At 70.0% G+C, this 20889-nt stretch carries 20 protein-coding genes and 1 pseudogene; 17 read left to right on the top strand and 4 right to left on the bottom strand.

Going from position 1 to position 20889, the window contains the following annotated elements; translation table 11 throughout:
* Window positions 1-10 precede the first annotated feature (10 nt).
* The 9 genes from ABZ951_RS00460 to ABZ951_RS00420 all read left to right on the top strand — a co-directional run bounded on the left by ABZ951_RS00460 (window position 11) and on the right by ABZ951_RS00420 (window position 10012).
* On the top strand, window positions 11-3382 hold the full coding sequence (locus ABZ951_RS00460; RefSeq protein WP_344087993.1) for a phage tail tape measure protein: 3372 nt from the start codon (window positions 11-13) through the stop codon (window positions 3380-3382).
* A gap of 143 nt (window positions 3383-3525) precedes the next feature.
* On the top strand, window positions 3526-5622 hold the full coding sequence (locus tag ABZ951_RS00455) for a hypothetical protein (RefSeq protein ID WP_344087996.1): 2097 nt from the start codon (window positions 3526-3528) through the stop codon (window positions 5620-5622).
* Between the two features lie 10 nt (window positions 5623-5632).
* The gene (locus tag ABZ951_RS00450) at window positions 5633-6715 is read left to right on the top strand and encodes a DUF5047 domain-containing protein (RefSeq protein WP_344087999.1); all 1083 of its coding nucleotides are present in this window, start codon (window positions 5633-5635) and stop codon (window positions 6713-6715) included.
* The gene (locus tag ABZ951_RS00445; RefSeq protein ID WP_344088002.1) at window positions 6712-7317 is read left to right on the top strand and encodes a hypothetical protein; all 606 of its coding nucleotides are present in this window, start codon (window positions 6712-6714) and stop codon (window positions 7315-7317) included. The genes ABZ951_RS00450 and ABZ951_RS00445 overlap by 4 nt, the downstream gene beginning before the upstream one ends.
* A gap of 9 nt (window positions 7318-7326) precedes the next feature.
* Window positions 7327-7992: a hypothetical protein gene (locus ABZ951_RS00440; RefSeq protein ID WP_344088005.1), complete on the top strand. Its 666-nt coding sequence runs from the start codon at window positions 7327-7329 to the stop codon at window positions 7990-7992.
* A gap of 65 nt (window positions 7993-8057) precedes the next feature.
* The gene (locus ABZ951_RS00435) at window positions 8058-8828 is read left to right on the top strand and encodes a peptidoglycan-binding protein (protein ID WP_344088008.1); all 771 of its coding nucleotides are present in this window, start codon (window positions 8058-8060) and stop codon (window positions 8826-8828) included.
* A gap of 19 nt (window positions 8829-8847) precedes the next feature.
* Complete coding sequence (locus tag ABZ951_RS00430) at window positions 8848-9213, top strand: hypothetical protein (RefSeq protein ID WP_344088011.1); 366 nt, start codon at window positions 8848-8850, stop codon at window positions 9211-9213.
* The gene (locus tag ABZ951_RS00425; RefSeq protein WP_344088014.1) at window positions 9213-9656 is read left to right on the top strand and encodes a hypothetical protein; all 444 of its coding nucleotides are present in this window, start codon (window positions 9213-9215) and stop codon (window positions 9654-9656) included. The genes ABZ951_RS00430 and ABZ951_RS00425 overlap by 1 nt, the downstream gene beginning before the upstream one ends.
* On the top strand, window positions 9653-10012 hold the full coding sequence (locus ABZ951_RS00420) for a hypothetical protein (protein WP_344088018.1): 360 nt from the start codon (window positions 9653-9655) through the stop codon (window positions 10010-10012). The genes ABZ951_RS00425 and ABZ951_RS00420 overlap by 4 nt, the downstream gene beginning before the upstream one ends.
* A 188-nt stretch (window positions 10013-10200) precedes the next feature.
* Here ABZ951_RS00420 and ABZ951_RS00415 read toward each other — a convergent pair whose 3' ends face one another.
* The 3 genes from ABZ951_RS00415 to ABZ951_RS00405 form a co-directional block, all read right to left on the bottom strand.
* Complete coding sequence (locus tag ABZ951_RS00415) at window positions 10201-10515, bottom strand: DUF6233 domain-containing protein (RefSeq protein WP_344088021.1); 315 nt, start codon at window positions 10513-10515, stop codon at window positions 10201-10203.
* Window positions 10505-10750 (bottom strand): hypothetical protein, encoded by a 246-nt coding sequence (locus tag ABZ951_RS00410; protein ID WP_344088024.1) that lies wholly within the window; start codon window positions 10748-10750, stop codon window positions 10505-10507. Before ABZ951_RS00410 ends, ABZ951_RS00415 begins: the two co-directional genes overlap by 11 nt.
* 183 nt (window positions 10751-10933) lie before the next feature.
* Entirely contained in the window at window positions 10934-11539 is a 606-nt protein-coding gene (locus ABZ951_RS00405; protein ID WP_344088026.1) for a GntR family transcriptional regulator, read from the bottom strand.
* A 175-nt stretch (window positions 11540-11714) separates the two neighbouring features.
* On the opposite strand from ABZ951_RS00405, the gene ABZ951_RS00400 reads away from it, so the two are divergent.
* From ABZ951_RS00400 to ABZ951_RS00380, 5 genes and pseudogenes are all read left to right on the top strand, one after another.
* Window positions 11715-11981 carry a hypothetical protein gene (locus ABZ951_RS00400; protein ID WP_344088029.1) on the top strand — a complete coding sequence of 89 codons (267 nt, stop codon included), beginning with the start codon at window positions 11715-11717 and terminating at the stop codon, window positions 11979-11981.
* Window positions 11982-12217: 236 nt separating this feature from the next.
* Window positions 12218-12367: pseudogene (locus ABZ951_RS00395) on the top strand (peptidase C39 family protein); the annotation flags it as partial.
* Between the two features lie 67 nt (window positions 12368-12434).
* Complete coding sequence (locus ABZ951_RS00390; protein ID WP_344088032.1) at window positions 12435-13061, top strand: GNAT family N-acetyltransferase; 627 nt, start codon at window positions 12435-12437, stop codon at window positions 13059-13061.
* Window positions 13062-13508: 447 nt separating this feature from the next.
* Window positions 13509-14351 carry an SAM-dependent methyltransferase gene (locus ABZ951_RS00385; RefSeq protein WP_344088063.1) on the top strand — a complete coding sequence of 281 codons (843 nt, stop codon included), beginning with the start codon at window positions 13509-13511 and terminating at the stop codon, window positions 14349-14351.
* Window positions 14352-14821: 470 nt separating this feature from the next.
* Window positions 14822-16945, top strand: a complete 2124-nt coding sequence (locus ABZ951_RS00380; RefSeq protein WP_344088066.1) for an EAL domain-containing protein — start codon at window positions 14822-14824, stop codon at window positions 16943-16945.
* 46 nt (window positions 16946-16991) lie between these two features.
* Here the strand turns inward: ABZ951_RS00380 and ABZ951_RS00375 are convergent, their stop codons facing one another.
* Window positions 16992-17441, bottom strand: a complete 450-nt coding sequence (locus ABZ951_RS00375) for a DUF779 domain-containing protein (protein ID WP_344088039.1) — start codon at window positions 17439-17441, stop codon at window positions 16992-16994.
* A 264-nt stretch (window positions 17442-17705) separates the two neighbouring features.
* Between ABZ951_RS00375 and ABZ951_RS00370 the strand changes: the two genes are divergently transcribed.
* The 3 genes from ABZ951_RS00370 to ABZ951_RS00360 all read left to right on the top strand — a co-directional run bounded on the left by ABZ951_RS00370 (window position 17706) and on the right by ABZ951_RS00360 (window position 20847).
* The gene (locus ABZ951_RS00370) at window positions 17706-18368 is read left to right on the top strand and encodes a GGDEF domain-containing protein (RefSeq protein ID WP_344088042.1); all 663 of its coding nucleotides are present in this window, start codon (window positions 17706-17708) and stop codon (window positions 18366-18368) included.
* Between the two features lie 585 nt (window positions 18369-18953).
* Window positions 18954-20195 (top strand): globin domain-containing protein, encoded by a 1242-nt coding sequence (locus ABZ951_RS00365; protein WP_344088045.1) that lies wholly within the window; start codon window positions 18954-18956, stop codon window positions 20193-20195.
* A 37-nt stretch (window positions 20196-20232) separates the two neighbouring features.
* Window positions 20233-20847: a pyridoxamine 5'-phosphate oxidase family protein gene (locus ABZ951_RS00360; protein WP_344088048.1), complete on the top strand. Its 615-nt coding sequence runs from the start codon at window positions 20233-20235 to the stop codon at window positions 20845-20847.
* Window positions 20848-20889 lie beyond the last annotated feature (42 nt).

The raw sequence follows: 20889 nt of genomic DNA, 5'->3' as shown, positions 1-20889 counted from the left end.
GGGGTGACCAGTGCCCTCCGTCGGATACGCCACAATCCAGATCATTCCCTCGGTTCGCGGCATCGGGGACGAGCTGCGCCGTCAGCTGACCGGGCCGGCTGAGGATGCCGGTGGTCAGGCCGGTCAGGCGGCCGGCGGTGGTCTCCGGGACGGCATCAAGGCGGGCGCCGTTGCTGCTGGTGTCGCCGCTGGCGCCCTGCTGATCGCCGGAATCACCGAGGCGATCGCCCAGTCGGGCATCAAGTCCAAGCTGCAGGCCCAGCTCGGCACCAGCAACAAAGTCGCCGCCGCACAGGGGAAGATCGCGGGGCAGTTGTATTCCAGCGGTGTCTCCGACTCGTTCCAGGGCGCGGCTGACGCCATCAAGGCTGTCGTCAGCGCCGGCCTCGCGCCGCCGGACGCCACGAACGCGCAGCTGCAGGAGATCGCCACCAAGGCCGCGGACGTCGCCACGGTCTTCGACCAGGATCTCGGCGGCGTCACCAACGCGGTCAGCCAGCTCATGCGCACCGGGCTGGCGAAGAACTCCGCCGAAGCCTTCGACCTGATCACCAAGGGCTTCCAGTCCGGGGCCAACAAGGCCGACGACTTGTTGGACACGATCAATGAATACGGCACGCAGTTCCGCAAGGCGGGGCTGACCGGGGCCGATGCGATCGGGCTGATCAACCAGGCGATCCAGGGCGGCGCCCGCGACGCTGACATTGCCGCCGACGCGATCAAGGAATTCTCCATCCGGGCCGTCGACGGCTCGGACAGCACAAAGGAAGGCTTCAAGGCCCTCGGCCTGTCCGCCGACGACATGGCGGCCAAGTTCGCCGCAGGCGGTGCCACGTCGAAGGCCGCCCTCGACCTGACCCTCGACCGGCTCCGGGGCATCAAGGACCCCGTCGACCAGTCAGCGGCGGCGGTTGCACTGTTCGGGACACAGGCCGAGGACCTCGGTAAAGCGCTCTACGCCATGGACCCGTCCTCGGCGGCGACCGGTCTGGGGTCGCTCGGAGGGTCCGCGAAGGCGCTGGGCGACACGATCCGTCACGGGCCGACACATGAGATCGAGGTCTTCACCCGCACGGTCCGGCAGGCGTTCGTCGACGTCGTCGGCGGCCAGGTCCTGCCGGTCCTTGTCCGAGCGGCCTTTGGAGTGGCCGCGGCGCTGCAGAGCACGGTTTCCGCTGGCCAGGCTGTGGTCGGCTGGCTCCGCGACATGGGTACGTGGCTGATCCCGATCGGGATCCTCCTCGCGGGCTTCACCCTGTCACTGACTGCCCAGGCTGCTGCCACAGCGGTGGTGACGACGGTGTTCGGTGCGTACCGGCTGGCGATCCTGGCCTGGACGGTGGTGCAGAATGGCGCCACGATCGCGATGGCCGCCTTCAACCTGGTCATGAACGCTAACCCGGTCATCCTGGTGATCACGGCAATCTTGGCCCTCGGTGCCGCCGTGGTCGTTGCGTTCCAGCGGGTCGGCTGGTTCCGTGCAGGGGTGGTGGCAGCCTGGTCGGGCATCCAGATCGCTGTCATGTGGGCCTGGACGAACGCCATCAAGCCCGCCCTCGACGGCACCTGGGTAGGGCTGCAGGCTGTCGGCGGAGCGGCCATGTGGCTCTGGACGGCCGCCATCCTGCCAGCCTTCCAGGGAATCTGGCTGGCCGCACGGATCCTTTTCGCGATCGTCGTCACTGCCGTCTTTACCCCCATCTACCTGTACTTCAAGCTGCTCGGCGCCATCGCAACCTGGCTATGGGCGAACGCGATCCGCCCGGCATTCCAGGGGATCGCCGCAGGGGCCCTTTGGCTGTGGAACAGCGGCATCAAACCGGCGTTCGACGGGATCGCCTGGCTGGGCCGCTGGCTTTACAACAACGCGCTCAAGCCCGGCTTCGACGGGGTCGTGGCGCTCTTCCGCGCTCTCGCATCTGTGGCCCGATGGCTGTGGCAGAACATCTACGTGCCGGTGTTCCGGGCCATCGGGCTCGTCGTGCTGGCCTGGTGGGACGGCGTCAAAGCGACTTTCGGGGCTGTCCGGACGTACATCTTCGGACCGCTCGCATCCGTGTTCAGATGGCTGCTCGACAACGTCATCCGCCCCGTTTGGAACGGAGCGAGCAGCGCCATCAGCGGCGCCTGGCGCAATGGGATCAGCCCTTCTTTCGATCTCCTGAAGCGCGGAGTCGCGGCTGTCGGTGACAGCTTCCGATCTGGGGTGAGCTACATCGGACGGGTCTGGGACGGGTTGAAGGCCGTCGCGCGCCGGCCGGTCCAGTTCGTGATCGACACCGTCTACAACAACGGAATCCGCAAGGTCTGGAACACAGTCGCCGGAATCGTTGACCTCGGCAAACTCGACGCAGTCAGGTTCGCCCGCGGTGGCCGTACCCGCGGTGGTGTGCCAGGGCGAGACAGCATCCCCGCCCTGATGATGGCCGACGAATTCGTCGTCAGGCGAGACTCTGCCCGGTCGATCGGGTACGGCGCGTTGGAGTACATGAACCGCACTGGGCGGCTTCCGGTTCCGGTGCAGGGCTTCGCTGATGGCGGGGTCGTCTCGGACATCTGGGGCGGTATCACCGGTGCGGCGAAAACCATCGGCGGGTGGACCGGGTCAGCGTGGGACTTGATCACCAACCCGTCGGAGATCTGGGACAAGGCGATCGGGCCGGTCCGTCGGAAGATTTCCCAGGTTGGCGGTAGCCGCTGGGCGCAGCTGATCGCCCAGCTCCCCATCCGCATGATCAAGGGGCTGAAGGACAAAGTCGTCGGCGCTGCCAAGGGGTTGTTGGACTTCGGCGGTGGGGGCGGAGGTGACATCGGCGGGTCCGGCGTACAGCGCTGGTCCGGCCTCGTCCTCCAAGCCCTCCGCATGGTCGGCCAGCCCGCGAGCCTCCTGCCCATCGTGCTCCGCCGCATGAACCAGGAGTCCGGCGGCAACCCCCGGGCCATCAACAACTGGGACATCAACGCCAAGAACGGCACTCCGTCCAAGGGTTTGATGCAAGTAATTGATCCCACCTTTGCTGCATATGCCGGGCCTCTCCGGTCACGCGGCGTTTGGGACAATCTCGCCAACGTCTACGCCTCCATGCGGTACGCACTCGCGAGGTACGGCAGCCTGGCCTCCGCCTACAACCGCCCCGGCGGCTACGACAACGGCGGCTGGCTCATGCCCGGCCAGCTCGCCTACAACGGGCTCCGCACACCCGAGGCCATCCTCACACCACCTCAGTGGCAGGCCCTGTCGGTTGCCGCGACCAGTGGCGGAGTAGGCGACCTGCATGTCCAGGTGTTCGTCGGCGACCGGGAGATCACCGACATCGCGCGGGCCGAAGTCCGCCGCTCCAACGGCGAGCTCGTCCAGACCCTGCGCGCGGGACGGAGGTGACCGTGGCCATCCCTGGCAACTTCCTTAGCTCGACAACCGAGTCTGTCGATCCGAACACGTCCGGATGGGTCGCTAAGACCAACTGCACGATCAGCCTCGGCAGCGGCGGCCGGAACGGTGACGGAGTCCTGGCCGTAAGGTCGGTGGCGTCGGGGGAAATGCAGGCCCGCACCGTCTCCTCCTACGCCGTCACGCCTTGGACCGAGTACCACGCGTTCTGCGACGCCTCCGGGGCCACGGTCCCGGAGCGGATCGGGATCCGCTGGCTGGACGGCACCAACGCCGAGATCTCGATCACATGGTCGCTCACCACCGCTTCGGCGTCGGCGACCTGGCATCGGATCGCGGTCGGCGGCGAGGCACCCGGCACCGCAGCGCGCGCCCAGGTAGTCGTCTCCTCGACACCGGCCGCCGGCGCCGTCTTCTCCTACTACGAGAACGTGTACTTCGGCTACCCGATCACCACGGTCGGCAACTTGTTCGGCTTCAACGCCGAGGCCACGGAGATCGACGCCACGGCGTGGTTCAACGAGGTCAACTCGACCGTGACGCGGCAGGCGCCGATGGTGTCGTGGCCGGTCGACTGGTACCTCGCTGGCGGGCACGTCATCGCGATGACGGCCTCTGCCAACGGCAACGCCAGCATGCGATCCATGGATCGGCCGGACGCAACACCGGGCGTGGAGTACGTCGCCCACTGCTACCTCAACCCACCCACCAGCGGCTCGGTCACGTGGGTTGAGCTGCGGTTCTACGACTCCGGTGGTTCGCAGATCCAAGCCACCCGGTCGACTCTCGCCGCCCCCGGCACCGGCTGGTACCGCCAATACGCCTCCGCGACCGCGCCCGCGGGCACGGCCTCCTGCTCCATTGCGGCCGGCATCGACACGGCCACCACCGGTCAGGTCCTGCGGGTCGACACCGCCGTCGTCACCACAGCCCCCGTCCTCCGCGCGGGCAGCGTGCTGCCCTACGCCGACGCCAGCTTCGAGCAGGGCGTCGCCGGATGGACTGTGGTCTCCGGCGTCGCCACGATCGCCAGGTCGACACCGTGGGGTGCGTACCTGTTCGACGGCGCCTACGCGGGCACGATCACCTCCAGCACCGCGACAACCTCGGTGATCAGGTCCGCCAAATTCCCGCTGCCCACAGGCGCGGGAGGACTGGACTTCCGTACCGAGGTCTATAGCAACGTCTCAGCCGGCGGATGGACCCTCGTCCGCGGGGTCCGCTGGTACGACGCCGCGAACACTGATCTCGGCCTCACGAGCGGCTCCTCAGCCGCCATCCCCACCCCCAACTGGTGGCTGTTGGGCAATACCTGGACGGCTCCGGTGAATGCGACGCAGGCGGCGATCGAATACTCCGTCACCGCCACCTCTGGCAGCAGCGTCTGGCGCATCGACCGCCTCGCCCTGTGGCAATCCCTGCCGCTCACGGACATCGAGGCCCACGACGACACCGCGTCGATCACCTTGACCCTGCGCGAGCTGACCGTCGGCGAGTACATCACGATCTACCGCGTCACCCCCGATGGCTCCCGCACGCTCGTCCGCGGCGCCGGCGGGCTGATCAGCCTGACCGCGATCACCTCCGACCAAATGATCATCGAGGACTACGAGGCCCCGATCGGCGTCGAGGTCTCGTACTACATCGAGCTGCGCGCCACCATCTCCTCCGCACCGGGCTTCCGGGCCAGCGACGGCGTCGCTCTGGCCGCAGGCGACATCGACTGGTGCTGGCTGAAGGATCCCGGGGAACCCCAGAGGAATGCCCAGTTCACCGTGGTGATCCCACCGGCCTGGAAGCGGAGTATCGCCGCGGCCTCCTACCGTGTGCGGGGCCGACGTAACCCGGTGGTCCTGAGCGACGTTCGCGGCGGCCTGGAAGGGGACCTCACCGTCCGCACGCACACGGACGAGGAAGCAGCCGCCCTGCACTGGCTCCTCGATTCCGGCCACACACTCCTGTGGCAGGTGGTTCCCGGGGTCCACGAGTCCGATCTGTACGTGACGGTCGGGGACGTCAGCCTGCCCAGGACCGTGCCGCTCGCTGACGAAGCGTGGCGGGAGTGGACGCTGCCGCTGACCCAGGTCGACATGCCGACCACCGTCGGCGTGGCCGGTTCCGCCGGCCGCACCTGGCAGGACATTTTGACGGGATTCGCCACCTGGCAAGAGGTCCTCGACGCCTACGACACGTGGGAGGACGTCCTCTTCGACCGGCGGATCGGAGGCTGACGTGTACTCCGTGAGCAGCCGCTTCCTCGCCGCCATCGCCGAGTCGGGCCCCCTGGCCACCGAAGTCGTCCTCTTCAGGACCGACGGGCGAGTCGAGCGCCTGGAGCACACCGGCGGGTCCGTCACCGTCGACCGCGGCCAGGCAGTCAGACGCACCTGCTCCGTCACCCTCGCGGACACATCCCTCATCCCGCGCACGCCTACGACCCGGCTCAGCGTGTACGGGGCCACGCTGAGGATCAGCCGTGGCGTCCAGTACTCCGACGGATCCACCGAGCTGGTGCCGCTCGGCGTTTTCCGGGTCGACTCCGTAGCCGGCGACGTCGATGAGGGGCCCGTCACTGTCAGCGGGAAGTCGCTGGAATGCGTGATCGCCGACGACAAGTTCACCGCTCCGTACAAGGCCAGCGGCACCGCGGTCGCCGCGGTCACGACACTGATTCAGTCGAGCATCCCGGCAGCCTCCGTGATCAACCGGGCGACGGACGCCGCCATCGGCCCCCGCACATGGGACGTCGAAGGCGACCGGTGGGCCGCCGTCGCCGAGGTGGCCGCCGCGATCGGTGCCGAGGTCTACGCCGACCCGGACGGGGTTTTCGTCATCGCCGAGCTGCCCGACCTGGTCACCACCGCGCCTGTCTGGACGATCGCGGCAGGGGAGGGCGGCGCCTACGTGTCTGCTGACCGGGGCATGACCGCAGACAAGGTGTTCAACGGCGTCCTCGCGAAGGGCGAGAACAGTGAGGCCAGCGTCGCTCCCGTGTCCGCTCTGGTTGTCGACAACGACCCCACGTCGCCGACGTACTGGTCCGGGCCGTTCGGCCACCGGCCCATGTTCTACAGCTCGGCGACCCTGACCACGACAGCCGCCTGTACGGCAGCGGCAACACTGAAGCTCCGCGCCGCCATGGCGCCCAACGCCGCCGCCGACATCAGCGCTCTGCCCAATCCGGCCCTCGAGCCAGGCGACGTGATCCGCGTCCTCTACCCGGACGGGAGCAAGGAGCTGCACCAGGTGCAGAGCTTCACTGTCCCTCTGGACGTCGGCGGCGACTTCACCATCGCCACGATCAGCGCGAAGGAGGACGCATGAGCTCCTCCTCCGCGACACCAGCAGATCTCGCGGACGCGCTCCGCTGGCAGGCAGTCCAGGCCAGCGCCACCACGCCCTCGGTGCGCGGCGCGGACTGGCGCCTCGCCACTGTCGCTACCGTTGGCACGGACGGCACGGTCACCACAGGCGACGGCATCACAGCCCGGCGCATGGACAGCTACCTGACCCCCGCAGTCGGCGACCAGGTCGTCCTCACCGTCTCGGGCTCGGGGAACTGGCTGGCGTTGGGACGCACGGCGCCGGCCACCACCGCGGGCACGTGGCAGACGCTCAGCCTGAACACCGGCTGGTCGCCCTTCTCGGCCACGTACTACACGCCGGCCTACCGCATCAACGGCGACGGCACCGCGTCCTTGTCCGGCCTGGCGCGGGCGCCGGCGTCGACGACCGGCGTCGCCACCGTCGGCACACTCCCAGCTGCGGCCGCCCCGGCGAAACGCGCCCGCCACGTGACCGAGGTCGCCTCCGGGGTGTTCGGCGTCCTGGACATCAACAGCGACGGCACGGTCCAGATCACCGACTACACGGGCACCGCGAGCTGGGCCGCCCTCGATGTCGCCACCCGCTACCGGCTCACCTAGGAGGCGCCCATGCCCACAACCGACGCCTACGGGCAGGGCGTATCCATCGCCGCCCTCACCGACGCCCCCAACGCCGCCACCCTCGCGCAGAACATCGCCGACGGGCTGGCCCAGCGCGGCGTCATGCGGTTCGCCTCTGCTTCCGCACGAGCCGCCACGATCACGTCACCGGTCGAGGGCATGGAGTCCTGGCTCCAGGACACCAACAGCCTGGAGGTCTACGACGGGTCCGCGTGGAAGGCCGTGCCCTACGGGACACAGTGGACGACCTATGCGGTGGCCTGGACGGCGACCACCACGAACCCCTCACTCGGCAACGGGACGCTGGTCGGCCAGTACATGAAGATCGGCACAACGTGCCACATCTACATCAAGCTCGTCATCGGCAGCACCACGAACGCGGGCAGCGGGACTTACCGATTCAGCCTCCCGTTCACCACCGCGACGATCACGAACTCTGATCCAGGGTGTCTGGTGGCGGTCTTCTCCCGGGCCACTACCCCCAACCACGGCAGCGGCAACAGCCCCCTCGGCGGCGGCTGGACCACGACCGACCAGATCTGGTTCCCCTCCTCCACCCCCGGCGACGAGAACGTGTGGACGAACACACAGCCCTGGGCGCCCGCGACCACCAACGTCTTCCGCATCCACGGCACCTACCAGACCGCCACCTGACCAGCACCGCGACCCACGAACCGCGCCCCCGGTGAGGGGCATTTTTCATGCCCTGGAGGTCCTTGATGAAGCTTGTCACCCGCGCCCAGCTCGGCTGGCCGGCTTCGGCCGCCCCCGCCCAGGCCACCACCAAGGGAGTGAAAATCCACTACGAAGGCGTCGAGGTCAGCCGCACCCTCCTCGACGACCACTCCGCGTGCCTGCGCGAATGGAAGGCCATCCGCGTCAGCCACCTCGCGAACAAGGCCGAGAACTACTCGGATGTGGCGTACAACTACGCGGCCTGCCCGCACGGCTACCTCCTCGAGGGCCGCGGCATCGGCAAACGCACTGGGGCCAACGGCAGCCAGACCCTCAACAAGGGCCACTACGCGATCATCGGACTACTCGGCTCGGAGGGCCTCACTAAGCCCACCGACGCCATGCTCCACGCGATCCGCGACGGCATCGAACTCCTCCGCCAGCACGGAGCCGGCAGCGAGATCAAGGGCCACCGCGACGGCTACGCCACCTCCTGCCCCGGCGGACCCCTTTACGCATGGGTACAAGAGGGAGCACCACGGCCAGGGGGCGGCACGCTACCGCCGGGCTACGAGCCGTTCCCAGGCGCCGGCTTCTTCCGCACCGGCCGCACCAGCCCCATCATCACCGCCATGGGCCAGCGCCTCGTCGCCGAGGGATGCAGCCACTACTCCGTCGGACCTGGCCCCAGCTGGACAGAAGCCGACCGGCTCTCCTACGCCGCCTGGCAGCGCAAGCTCGGCTACACCGGCGCCGACGCCGACGGCTACCCCGGCCCCACCTCCTGGGCCAAGCTCCGCGTCCCCAACGTCTGATCACGGAACGGAACATCTCATGAGAATCTTCGGACGCGAGCCAGCGATGGTCCTGGGCCTCGTCAGCGCGGCCCTGTCCCTGCTGGTCACCTTCAACATCGGCCTGAGCTCGCAGCAGGCCGGCGCGATCGTCGCCGTCATCAGTGCCGTGTTCGCCGCGATCACCGCAGCACTCACCCGGCCCATCGCCCCCTCGGCATTCACCGGCCTTGTCGCCGCGGTCGTCGCCCTGATGTCCGCCTACCACTTCGAAGTGGACCCCGAGACCGTCGGCGCCCTCAACGCCCTCGTCCTCGCCATCCTCGTCTTCCTTACCCGCGGCCAGGTCTCCCCGGCACCTCCGACGGCGCCCGTGGTGCAGCCGGTGCGGTCCACGGAGCTCTGATGCGGCACGCGGCGGCCCGATGGCTGGGCCGGCGCCTCGGCCGCCGCGGCACCGTCCTGCTGATCCTCGGTATCGGCAAAGTCTGCTGGGGCGCCGGATTCATCGTTACCCCGCAGCCCAGCCCACAGGGAGTCACGCTGCTCACCGACGTGGCCCCGCTGCACTGCTGGGCCTGGCTCTGGGTCGCAGCCGGCCTCGTCACCGGCGCCAGCGCGTTCGTTCAGGTCGGCCGGGACGGGCTGGGGTTCATCGCCGCCCTCATCCCTCCGATCGTGTGGGCCACCGCCTACATGGTCGGCGCCGTCACCGGCGAGTTCGCGCGAGGCGCATTCGTCGCCGTCTGGTACCTCACTGCCCATGTCGGGGTGATCCTGTGGGCGAGCGCCGTCCCAGAGCACTCAGTACCCCCGGCACCGCGCTGCCGGAAAGGCGGGGCCTCATGAGCCTCTGGGCCGCCCTGGTCGCGCTCACCGGAACCCTCGGCATGATCGTTGCAGGTGTGTTCGCCGCGCGCGCCACCAAAGCCGCAGCCAGCGCAACCGCCGAAGCCACCCGCGCCGCAGCACAGGCAGCCGCGGAGCCCGAGCAACGGCGCGTCGACCTAGAGGCGTTCAAGACAATCCGTGACGACCTGAAGGTCGAAGTGGGGGAGCTGCGCGTGGAGACAACCCGTCTGCGAGCCATCGTCCGAGCGTTCGCCGGCTACGTGGGGGAACTGACCACCCAGATGCGGTCCGCCGGCGTCGACCCTGCGGACCCACCACCCCTGGTCGACGAGTACAACCGCACCGGAGTATGACCATGCCTGACCATCCTGCCCCCATTTCCGTACAGCCCCGCATCCCACCCGGCGCCGACCAGGGCACCCTCGAAAAGCTCGGCTGGGCTGAGCCACCACCAGAGCCCAGCCCCAAACCGCCCGCACCGCCGAGGACCGTCTGACGACGCCCCCGCCACCTGCCATGAGCAGGTGGCGGGGGCGTTCTGTCATTCCGCGATGAGCCCGTCAGTGGCCCGGCAGGCGTCACAGGTCCGGACGCCGGGCCTGTGCAGAGCCGCTTGGGCCTCCGCGCGGGTGAGCCGCTGGCCCTTCGCGAGGTGACAGGTGGACCGGTGCAGCCAGTAGAGAGGCCGGTCACGGGCGCTGCGCATCCGCTGCAGCGCCCACGACTCCTCAGCGTCGGCCGGCGCCTCCTGGGTTTCCAGCCTGGCAATGGCCTCCCGGATGGTCTTGAGCTGACCATTCAGATACGCCTCAAGGGTGCGGAGGCGCGGGAGATCCAGCGGGAGGTCAGCGTCCATCGTCGCCAGGGTGTCGGACTGCCCGCTTCACCGCCATCTCCAGCTCATACCGGGACTGCCCGGTCTCGGCGGCATGGGCGGCGACCGCAGCCAGCATGGCGGCGGTTGCGTCACGCCATGTCTGGATCCGGTCGTCTCGCGTCTCGGGGGTGGCGGTCAGGAAATCCGAGTGGGCCTGGACCGCGGCACGCTCTAGATCAATCAGCTCATTGGGGATATTCAGGGCATCGGACACATGGGCGATTCTAAGGCAGCAGCTGACACCGTTGTCACAGCTCAGCGAGTTGTGTGCATTTTGGTCACGACCGCATTGAGGTCCCGCATATATCTGCCGCACGGTTGTCTGGCATGGGACAGTGAAGAGCGGGATGGTGCAACGTTCATGGAGTTTCTGCAGGGTCAGCCGGAAAGTCGGCCCTCAGAACCCCAGCTGCCAGCGATCGGCGGGGAGGACCAGATCAGCAGCCTCAACGGGGGAGTCGGCCACGCTGTAGCGCGTGCGCTCGACCAGCAGAGCCAACATGCCCAACGGCAGGCCGAGCAAGTCCGCCTCCGTCCGGGTCAGGGTATGAGTCCGCACCGAATACCGGCACGAAGCGTGAACCTGAACGGCTCCCCGGCGCCATGCCGTCAGCAGCATCGCCGGCCGCCCGTCTGGATCCAGCAGCTCCACACGCTCCTGAATCAACACTGCCCGCACCGGCACGTCCAAGCGGCCGGCCAGGGCCTCGTCAGCGCGGATCGAGGAGTGCTCGCTGTCGCCGCGCCCATGCGGCCACTCGGCGTCAGGATCGGAAAGGGTGCGCACCGCTACAGGGTGCGCCACGGTCAGCCGCCGCCGGGGCTCGCCCTCAAGGAGCCCTTCCGTCCGGAGGATCTCGACAGCCCTGAAGGCGGTCCCGACGCCGATCCCGTGCTCCTGTGCGATGGACCGGACGCTCGGAAACAGGGAGCCCGGCAGGTAGGTGGCATCTGCGATGCGCTGCCGCAGCATAGCGGCGAGCCGTCTGTGCGGCACGTCCATGGCAGCCCCCGGCAGCGATCTTGGGAATCGCCACCGTAGGAGAGGCTGTTTAATCTGTTACGTAACAGATAGCGTTCAGAGATCGATAGACACCACGCACCCCGCGGCAAGGCTTGAGCGGCGGGACGCCCCCAGCGCACCACTAGAGCTGCAGAGCCCGTTTGAGGGAGATGCCATGTCACCGTCCCGCCTCCAGGAGAAGGCCATCGACCGCGACGAAATCATTGCCCTCTATGTGTGGGCGCCAGGCTCGTGCTTCCGGTGCGCCCGACGCGAAGTTGACTCGGCGAAGCTGGGCACGATCGACACGCCCATCGGGGATCGGTACGAGATCCGTGCCTGCCGAAGCTGCATTCTCGATCTTGAGAAGGAGCGTCAGCGGCAGGCCGATCGCCGTGGCGAGAACTACGAGCCGGGCCAGCTCGGCAACAACCTCTCGTAGACATGGCGAAGATCGAAGCCTGTGGCATCGTGGACGCCCCACTCCCTGTAGACATGCTGGCAGACCCCTGTTCCTCAGGGAGCAGACAGGGAGAATGATGCCCCCAGGGAGTGTCGAGGGAGGGGAATCTATCTCATCCCATCCCCATGGATCTCAATCAATCTCCATGGGTACTAGCAGTTGAGAGCCCTAGCGTCGTAGTCGACAAGAGTGGCGGCTGGTGCGCCCCCTGCATAAGGCAGTTCGAGAACATCTGGCTCAGGACCAAGCGCTATAACGCCGAGGGCCAGGTCAGAGGCGGTTCGGGGGGCGTGTGTTACCTCTACTTCCCGGTCGACCTCACGGTGGCGCAGCGCAGGGCGCTGCGGGAGCTCGGCATCCGCTGATCCGGCCCCTCCCGCCCCGTACGTACGATCGGCACACCGTTCGTACCTACGGAGAGGAAATGTGACTGTGCATCAGTTACCAGCTGTCGTGCCGGAGATCCGCCGGGCCGGGGCGCAGGAGCGGGACGCCATCAGCCTGCTGCTCGGCGAGGCTTTCATGGAGGACCCGGTCAGCAGGTGGGTCTTTCCCGACGAGGAGCACCGGCGCGCCGTGCACCCGGAGTTCTTCGGGGTGTCCCTGGACGCCGCGCTGCGCGAGGGCTGGGTCGACGTGGCCGACGACCTCTCGGCGGCCGCGCTGTGGGTGCCGATCGAGGCGAACGGTGCGGCCGGGGCCGGGGAAGGCCATGGGGACGGCGGGATCGTCGAGGCGCTGGCGGCCGCCGACGCCGGCAACGAGCGCGTCCGGACCGTGGCGGAGCTGACGGACCGGGCGCACCCCGTGGAGCGCTCGCACTTCTACCTGCCCGCCATCGTCGCCGCCCCCGGCCGCCGCGGCGAGGGCCGGGGCAGCGCGCTGCTCACGCCCGTCCTGGACCGCTGTGACCGGGAGGGCGTGCCCGCCTACCTGGAGGCGAGCAACGAGCGCAGCAAGGCACTGTACGAGCGTCTCGGCTTCGTCTTCACGGGCACGGCCATCGTCCTGCCCGGCGGCCCGCCGATGTGGCCGATGTGGCGCGAGCCGCGCTCCTGACCGTCCGGGGAGCGGGCGGGCGCCGGCCGGACGCGCAAGGCCGCCGCCCGCCGGGCCCGGCCCCGGATCCCGCCCGCCGCCCGCCGCGCGGAAAATCGGGCCGACGTCCGGTTTTTTACGTGCTTGACACATTTTCCCTCCTTGCCCATTTATTGACATGATCAGCGGCGGACGCCGCCGTCGACCCCGGTTACGCGAGGAGCCTTCCGTGGTTGCAGGGGCGGCTGATGGGGATGAGAGAAGGGGGGAGTCGATGGGGAGCGGTGGGAGAGATGCATCTCACGTACGGGCGTGGTTTTGCGGCACACCGAACGACACACCCGCAGGAGACGGGGGTGGGCGGGTGGTTGAATGCGGACCGCTTATTTCCGTTTGCGGCTTCCATTCGAACGAACGATCAGTAGCCTCTGCTCAAACACTCGTGCGATGAGCTGGAGAGACAGACTGATGGAGCGTCCGACCTGGGCCCCTCAAGGCATCGACCTGTCCGTGCCGAGCGTGTCCCGCATCTACGACTACTACCTGGGCGGCTCGCACAACTTCGAGGTCGACCGGGAGGCGGGTCGCCGGGCCATCGAGGCATTCCCGGGTCTGCCGAAGATCATGCAGGCCAACCGGGCTTTCCTGCGGCGCGCCGTGCGCCACGCGGTCGGTCGGGGCATCACCCAGTTCCTCGACATCGGCTCCGGCATCCCCACCTTCGGCAACGTCCACGAGATCGCCCAGGAGGCGGACCCCGCGGCCCGCGTCGTCTACGTCGACCACGACCCCGTGGCCGTCGCCCACAGCCGGGCGGTCCTGGAGGGAAACGAGCGCGCCGCCGTCGTGGCCGCGGACCTCAGACAGCCGCATGACATCCTTGCCAGCGACGGGGTCGGCCGACTCCTCGACCTGGACCGGCCGGTGGCCCTGCTGCTCGTGGCCGTCCTCCACTTCACAGCGGACCGGGACGACCCCTGGGCGGCGGTGGCGCAGCTGCGCAAGGCGCTCGCTCCGGGAAGCCTGCTCGTCCTGACCCACGCGTCGACCGACACCGGCCCGATGAAGCCGGAGGAGGGGGAAGAGGTGCAAAGCGTCTACCGCGGCACCGCCTCGCCGCTGCACATGCGCCCACGCGCGGACGTGGCGCGCTTCTTCGACGGGTTCGAGCTGCTCGAACCGGGCCTCGTGCCCATGCCGGAGTGGCGGCCCGACCTGCCGGACGGCGCGGCCGGCGGACCCGGCGCGGGCGAACTGCGGGACGACCCGGCCTCGTTCGTCGGATTCGCCGGTGTGGGGCGCAAGCCGTGAGCGATCCGTCGAGCGGTAGAACGCTGGGCGGATTCGGGGGCGGAACAGCGGGACAGACTACTGATGACCTTGCCAGGACGGCAGCCACAAGGCGCCCTGGGGGGAGCGAGGCCATCGGCGGCACGACAAGCGGAACCACAATCGGAATGCCAAGCGGAACCACAAACGGAAGCGGAGCCGGGGTCGGGGTCGGGGTGGGCATCAGGAGCGGGACATCGGCACCGGGAGTCACGGCGGGCAGGACCGCCGGCTTCTGTGTGCGGGACGGGCACACACAGGCACAGGAGCCCGGCCAGGAGGCCGCGCGGAGGCCGGGGGACCCCGCGGACCCCGCCGGGCCGCCCGGCGGCGCACGGACCCCGGCACGGACGGGGGAACGCACGGTGGCGGACAGCGAACCGGCCGCCGGTGAACCGCAGCTCCCCGGCAGCCCCGGCCCCCGGGACCACGGCCCCGAGGCGGACGAGGGCCTGCGCCGGTTCACGGCGATCTGGAGCCGCGCCGTCTACCCGGCCACGGCGATATCCATGAGCCGCGCCGAGTTCGAGCGGTACCTCCTGCCGCTCGCCGCCCGGCTCCGCGACGCCCTGTACACCCGGCACTTCGACTCCGGGCCCGCCGCCGAGGTCGGCGCCGCCCTCGTCCGCGCCCACTGCACCGACCCCGACGCCCTGCCCCTGATCCTCAGCGCCATCGACACCTACCTGGTGACCCACTGCCCGCCGGGCGGCGCCGTCACCGAGGAGGAGGCGCGCGCCCGCTGCTCCCGGCTGCAGCACGCCGTCGCCGCGGGCTTCGCCGGCGCCCTGCGCGAGCGCACCCTCGCCGAGCAGGAAGCCCTCTCCCGCGCCGCGCTCGCCGCCCAGGCCGAGACGGAGAAGGCCCTGCACACCAGCGAGGCCCGGTTCCGCGCGGTGTTCGAGGGCGCGGCCATAGGGGTCGGCATCGCGGACGTCGACGGCCGCATCATGGACGTCAACGACGCCCTCACCCGGATGTTCGGCAGCCTGGCCCACGAGGTGACCGGCCGGAACGTGGGCGAGATGGTCCACCCCGACGACTCACCCGACGTCTGGGGCCTCTACCGCGAGCTCGTCCGCGGCGAGCGCGACTACTACCGCGTCGAGAAGCCGTACTACCGCAGCGACGGCAGCGTCCTGTGGACCGACCTGTCGGTGGCCCTGCTGCGGGACGCCCACGGCCGCCCCCAGTACCAGCTCGCCCTGATCGAGGACATCACCGAGCGGCGCGTCCTGCACGAGCGGCTGCGCTACGAGGCCACCCACGACGCCCTCACCGGCCTGCCCAACCGCACGCTCTTCTTCGAGAAGCTCGACCGCGCGCTCGACGCCGACGACGACACGGCCCGCTTCGGCCTGTGCTACCTCGACCTCGACGGGTTCAAGGCCGTCAACGACAGCCTCGGCCACGCCGTCGGCGACCAGCTGCTCGTCGCCGTCGCCGACCGGCTGCGCGCCTGCGCCACCGCACCCGCCGAGATCGTCGCCCGGCTGGGCGGCGACGAGTTCGTGGCCCTGATCACCGGGCCCGGCGCGCAGAGCGACGCCACCGCGCTCGCCCGCCGGATGCTGACCGCGCTCTCGGAGCCCGTCCACCTCGACGGCCGGGCCCTGTCGGTGCGGGCCAGCATCGGCATCGTCGACGGGCGCGCGGGAGAGCTGGGCCCCGCGGAGGTGCTGCGCAGCGCCGACATCACCATGTACCGGGCCAAGGCCGCCGGCGGCAACCGCTACGAGCTCGCCGACGCGGACTCCGACGCCCGCGCCATCGCCCGGCACAGCCTCACCAACCGCCTCCCCGCCGCCCTGGACAACGGCGAGTTCTTCATCGAGTACCAGCCCCTCGTCGCGCTCGGGGACGGCACCGTGCGGGGCGCGGAGGCGCTCGTCCGCTGGCTGCACCCCGTGCACGGCGTGCTCGGCCCCGACCAGTTCATCCCGCTCGCCGAGGGCACCGGCCTGATCGTGCCGCTGGGCCGCTGGGTGCTGGAGGAGGCCGCCCGGCAGGCGCGCCTGTGGCGCGACGCGGGCACGTGCCGGGAGCCCATGAGGGTCAACGTCAACCTCTCGCCCTCCCAGCTCCGCTACCCCTCCCTCGTCGCCGACACCGTCGCGGTGCTGGAGGACGCCGGCCTGGACCCCTCGGCGCTCTGCCTGGAGGTCACGGAGAACGCCCTCATCGGCGCCGACGAGCGGGAGCTGCGCCCGCTGCGCCAACTCGCCGACATGGGCGTCGACATCGCCCTCGACGACTTCGGCACCGGCTACTCCAACCTCTCCTACCTGCGCCGGCTGCCCGTGAGCACCCTCAAGCTCGACCGGTCCTTCACCCGCGGCATGCAGTCCGCGCCGGCCGACCCCGTCGACGTGAAGATCGTCGAAGGGATCGTCTCGCTCGCCCACACCCTGGACCTGTCGGTGACCGTCGAGGGCGTGGAGACCGGGATACAGGCCGCGCACCTGCGGATGCTGGGCTGTGACACCGCACAGGGCTGGTACTACGCCCGGCCCGGGCCGCCGGACCGGCTGTGCGCGCTGTCGCTCGTCGACGCGGCGTCCGCGCCCGCCCCCTAGGAGCTCCCGCGCGCTGCGGTCCGGGGGCGCGGCGTAGGACACCCCTCTAGGGGCGGGGGCCGAGGAGCCGGGCCTCCTCGTCGGTGATCAGCCGGGACCGGACCAGGAAGCGCACGCCTTCCGGCGCTTCGAGGGAGAAGCCGCTGCCGCGCCCGGGCACCACGTCCACCGTGAGGTGGGTGTGGCGCCACCGCTCGAACTGGTCGGCGGCCATCCAGAAGCCGACGGGCTCGCCCACCCCCTCGACGGCCAGCTCGGCGAGCAGGACATCGGAGGCGCCCGTTCGGAACTCGCCGTACGGGTAGCACATCGGCGAGCTCCCGTCGCAGCAGCCACCCGACTGATGGAACATCAGCGGACCGTGCTTCTCGCGCAGCCGGCGGATCAGGCCGGCGGCCTCCGGGGTGAGGGCGACACGGGAGACCGGGGGCGGGCCGCCCCCGCCCTCGTCCGTGCGGGAGCCGTGGTTCCGCTCGGGGCCCTGCTGTGGGCTCATCGCTCCTCTCCCTCCTCGGGTCCCTCCTCGGGCCTGTGCCGCGGCCGGAGTGCGGCCGGCCTCCGCCGGCCCGCCACCAGCCTGCCGCGCCGTGCGGCGGACCGCCAGAGGCACCCGGGGACCCGCCGGGCCGCGGCTCCCGCGGGCCGGGCGTTGTGGCTCATGAACCCCCTTGCGTGAAAGGGGAGTTCACACCCGGCGAGCAGAAGTGGGGATCTCCAGCATGACCGGACCCTTCACTGCCACTGTCCCGGAAGGTGCTCGATGAACCTCTTCCTCCAGGCCCTGCCCGTCGCCGCCCCGACCCTCGGCTGGGCCGCCCACGCCCTCGTCCTCGTCCGCCGCCTGCGCGCCGCCCGCACCGACCCCCTGACGGGCCTGATGTGCCGCGAGGAGTTCACCACCCGGGGGCAGCGGGCCGTCAGGCACCCGCACGCGGCGGTGCTCCTCCTCGACCTCAACGGCTTCAAGCAGATCAACGACACCCACGGTCATGCCGTGGGCGACCAGGTGATAGCCGCGGTCGGCCGGCGTCTCGCGGCCTGGTGCCGGGAGAAGGGCGGCTTCGCGGCCCGGCTGGGCGGCGACGAGTTCACCGCCGTCGTCCGCCTGGCGCCGGAGGCCGACGTCCACGCCGAGCTGACGTACGGGCTCTCCGCCCGGCTCTCCGCGCCCCTCGACACCGGCGGCGCCGTCCTCTCCCCACGGGCCTCGATCGGCCTGTGCCGCACCAGCCACCGCCCGGGCGCCGCCCTCTCGGACCTGCTGCGGGGCGCGGACGAGGCGATGTACACCGCCAAGCGGCTGGGCCAGCACTGGCGCCCGGCGGGACCGGTGGACGTCTACCGCACCACCAACGGCCGCCGGGCCGGCCGCCCGGGCACGTATCTGACCCTGCTGCCGCCGACCCGCAGGAAGGCGTCGTGACAGCGGCCGGCCGCCGGGCCGGCTGACCCGCCCGCCCCGCTCCGACTGTTCCGGCGCCCGCCCCGCCGGAACACCCACCGGGGGCGGGGGCGCCGAAGCGCGAACCGAGCGGCCGCGCGCCGCGCCGGCGCTCAGGCGGGGCAAACCAGGTGCCCCCGTTTCGCCGATTCACTGTCGGCGCCTTTCCCCGGAAGGCTCCGATGTCGGCTCCTTTGCCCGCGGAAAACCTTCTGTTCGAGAGACGGAGGCCGCTCGATATATGCCGCAAATCAGCACACCGGTCAGTTTCGGCCAGGGTAATGCAACAAGTTCTCGCCACGAGTTCTAGTGGATATCCCCCTACCCCGCTCCGCGGTCTTCATTGAAGATCGGGTGGCCCGGAAGCGCATCATCCGCTTCGTCGACTCCGCACTCCCATGAGGACTCATGCCGGCTCTGCTCGACTCCCGTGTCACGCCCCTCGGACGGAGATCCGGTGACGGCCCCGCCTGCCGCGCACCCCGGGGGCGAGGTGCGGTGGACGGGAACGCCGCGCGGCGCGCCCGGCGGACGGCACGCCGCACAGCGGGCGGGGAGCGCTGACGCTTGAGGTTCCGGATCGGTCGTTCCAGCAGCACCTCCGCGCGCCCGTCCCCGGAGCAGCCGGTATCCGCCCCGGTCGCGCACGTCGGAGAGCCGAAGGCCGTCGAAGCGCCTTTGTCGGACCGCGAGATAGAACTCATCAGGACTTCCGTCTCGGTGGTCGAGCCCCTGGTGGGGGAGATAACGGTCTACTTCTATGCAATTCTTTTTGCCCGTTATCCCGAAGTCCGTCCGATGTTTCCGCCGGGCATGGACGCCCAGCGCGACCGTCTTCTCCGCGCGCTCCTGCGCATCGTGGATCTGGTCGACGACCCCGAAAGCCTTGTCCGCTTCTGCGGACACCTCGGCCGCGATCACCGCAAATTCGGCACCCGTGCCGCGCACTTCCCGGCCGTCGGTGAATGCCTCCTCGCCACCCTCGCCCGGTACGCCGGCCCCGCGTGGACGCCGGACATCGCCGCCGCCTGGACGAAGGCGTACGGCGCGGTCGCCCAGGTCATGATCAGCGCGGCCGAGCGGGACGAGGCGCTCCGGCCCGCCGTGTGGCCCGCCACGGTGGTGCACCGCGTGCAGCGCGGCCACGGCATCGCCGAGATCACCGTCCGGCCGCACACCACCTACCCGTACGCCGCGGGCCAGTACGTGAGCATCGAGACCCCGTGGTGGCCGAAGCAGTGGCGCTACTACTCCGCCGCCAACGCGCCCCGCCAGGACGGCACGCTCACCTTTCACGTGCGGGCGGTGGCCGGCGGCTCGGTCAGCGAGGCGCTGGTGCACCGGGCCGCGGTGGGCGACGTCCTGCGGCTGGGGCCCCCGATGGGTGACATGGTCCTGGACGCGGCCGAGCACGGCGAACTGCTCTTCGTGGCCGGCGGCACCGGTCTCGCCCCGATCCGCGCGCTCGTCGAAGAGGTCGCCCGCCGCGGGGGGAGCCACCAGGTGGACCTGTTCCTCGGCGCCCGCACCGGGGCCGAGCTGTACGGGGTCGAGGACATGCTCAGGATGGCCCAGCGGCACCACTGGCTGACCATCAGAAGCGCGGTCTCCGACGAGTACATCCCCGGCCTCCGGGGATCCCTGCCGGAAGTGCTGGCGGAGTACGGGCCGTGGTACCAGCACGACGTCTTTCTCAGCGGCCCGGCCCCGATGGTCGTCTCCGCCAAGGAGACGCTCGCTTTCCACGGCACCCGGCCCGACCGCATCCATCACGACCCGTTCGAGACCCCCGTCCTGTCCACTCCATGAACCGCCCCCGCGTCCCCCCTCTGCCAGGAGCCCCCTCATGACCTCGCCGCCACCTTTCGGATCAGCGGGTGAACACCACTTGCAGCGGCAACTGGGCACCGCCGACCGCGCCGCCCGGTTCTACGACCAGCAGGTGCGCTCCCAGCTCACCTCGGAAATGCGGGAGTTCATCGGCCGCCAGGCGATGGTCTTCCTGGCCACCGCCGACGCCCACGGCGAATGCGACGCTAGTTTCCGCGCCGGGCCGCCGGGATTCGTCCACGTCATCGACGACCGGACGCTCGCCTACCCCGAATTCCGGGGGAACGGTGTCCTCGCCAGCGCCGGAAACATGATCGAGAATCCCCATCTCGGCATGCTCTTCGTCGACTTCACCCACCATCACGTGGGGCTGCACGTCAACGGCGTGGCCCACGTCTACCGCGACGCCGACCTGCGCGGCATCCACCCGGGACTGCCCACGGACCTCGCCCCCGGCCGCAGCCCGGAAATCTGGGTCCACCTCACCGTGGAGGAGGCATACATCCACTGTTCCAAGTACATCCCCCACCTGGAACCGGCCCCCCGCCCCGCCACCCACGAGCTGGCCCGCCCGAAGGACGCGGACTATTTCACCAAGCCGCGCATGCCGCAGTGGGCGAGCCGCCCGTGAATGCGGCAGGCCCTCAATTCGTCACTGCCAAGAGCCGGGGCC

This window comes from Streptomyces sp. NPDC046215, from assembly GCF_040646215.1.
Taxonomy (GTDB): Bacteria; Actinomycetota; Actinomycetes; order Streptomycetales; family Streptomycetaceae; genus Streptomyces; species Streptomyces stramineus.
Note: the sequence above shows the minus strand (reverse complement) of the source record. Positions and strands in the feature narration are given on the sequence as shown.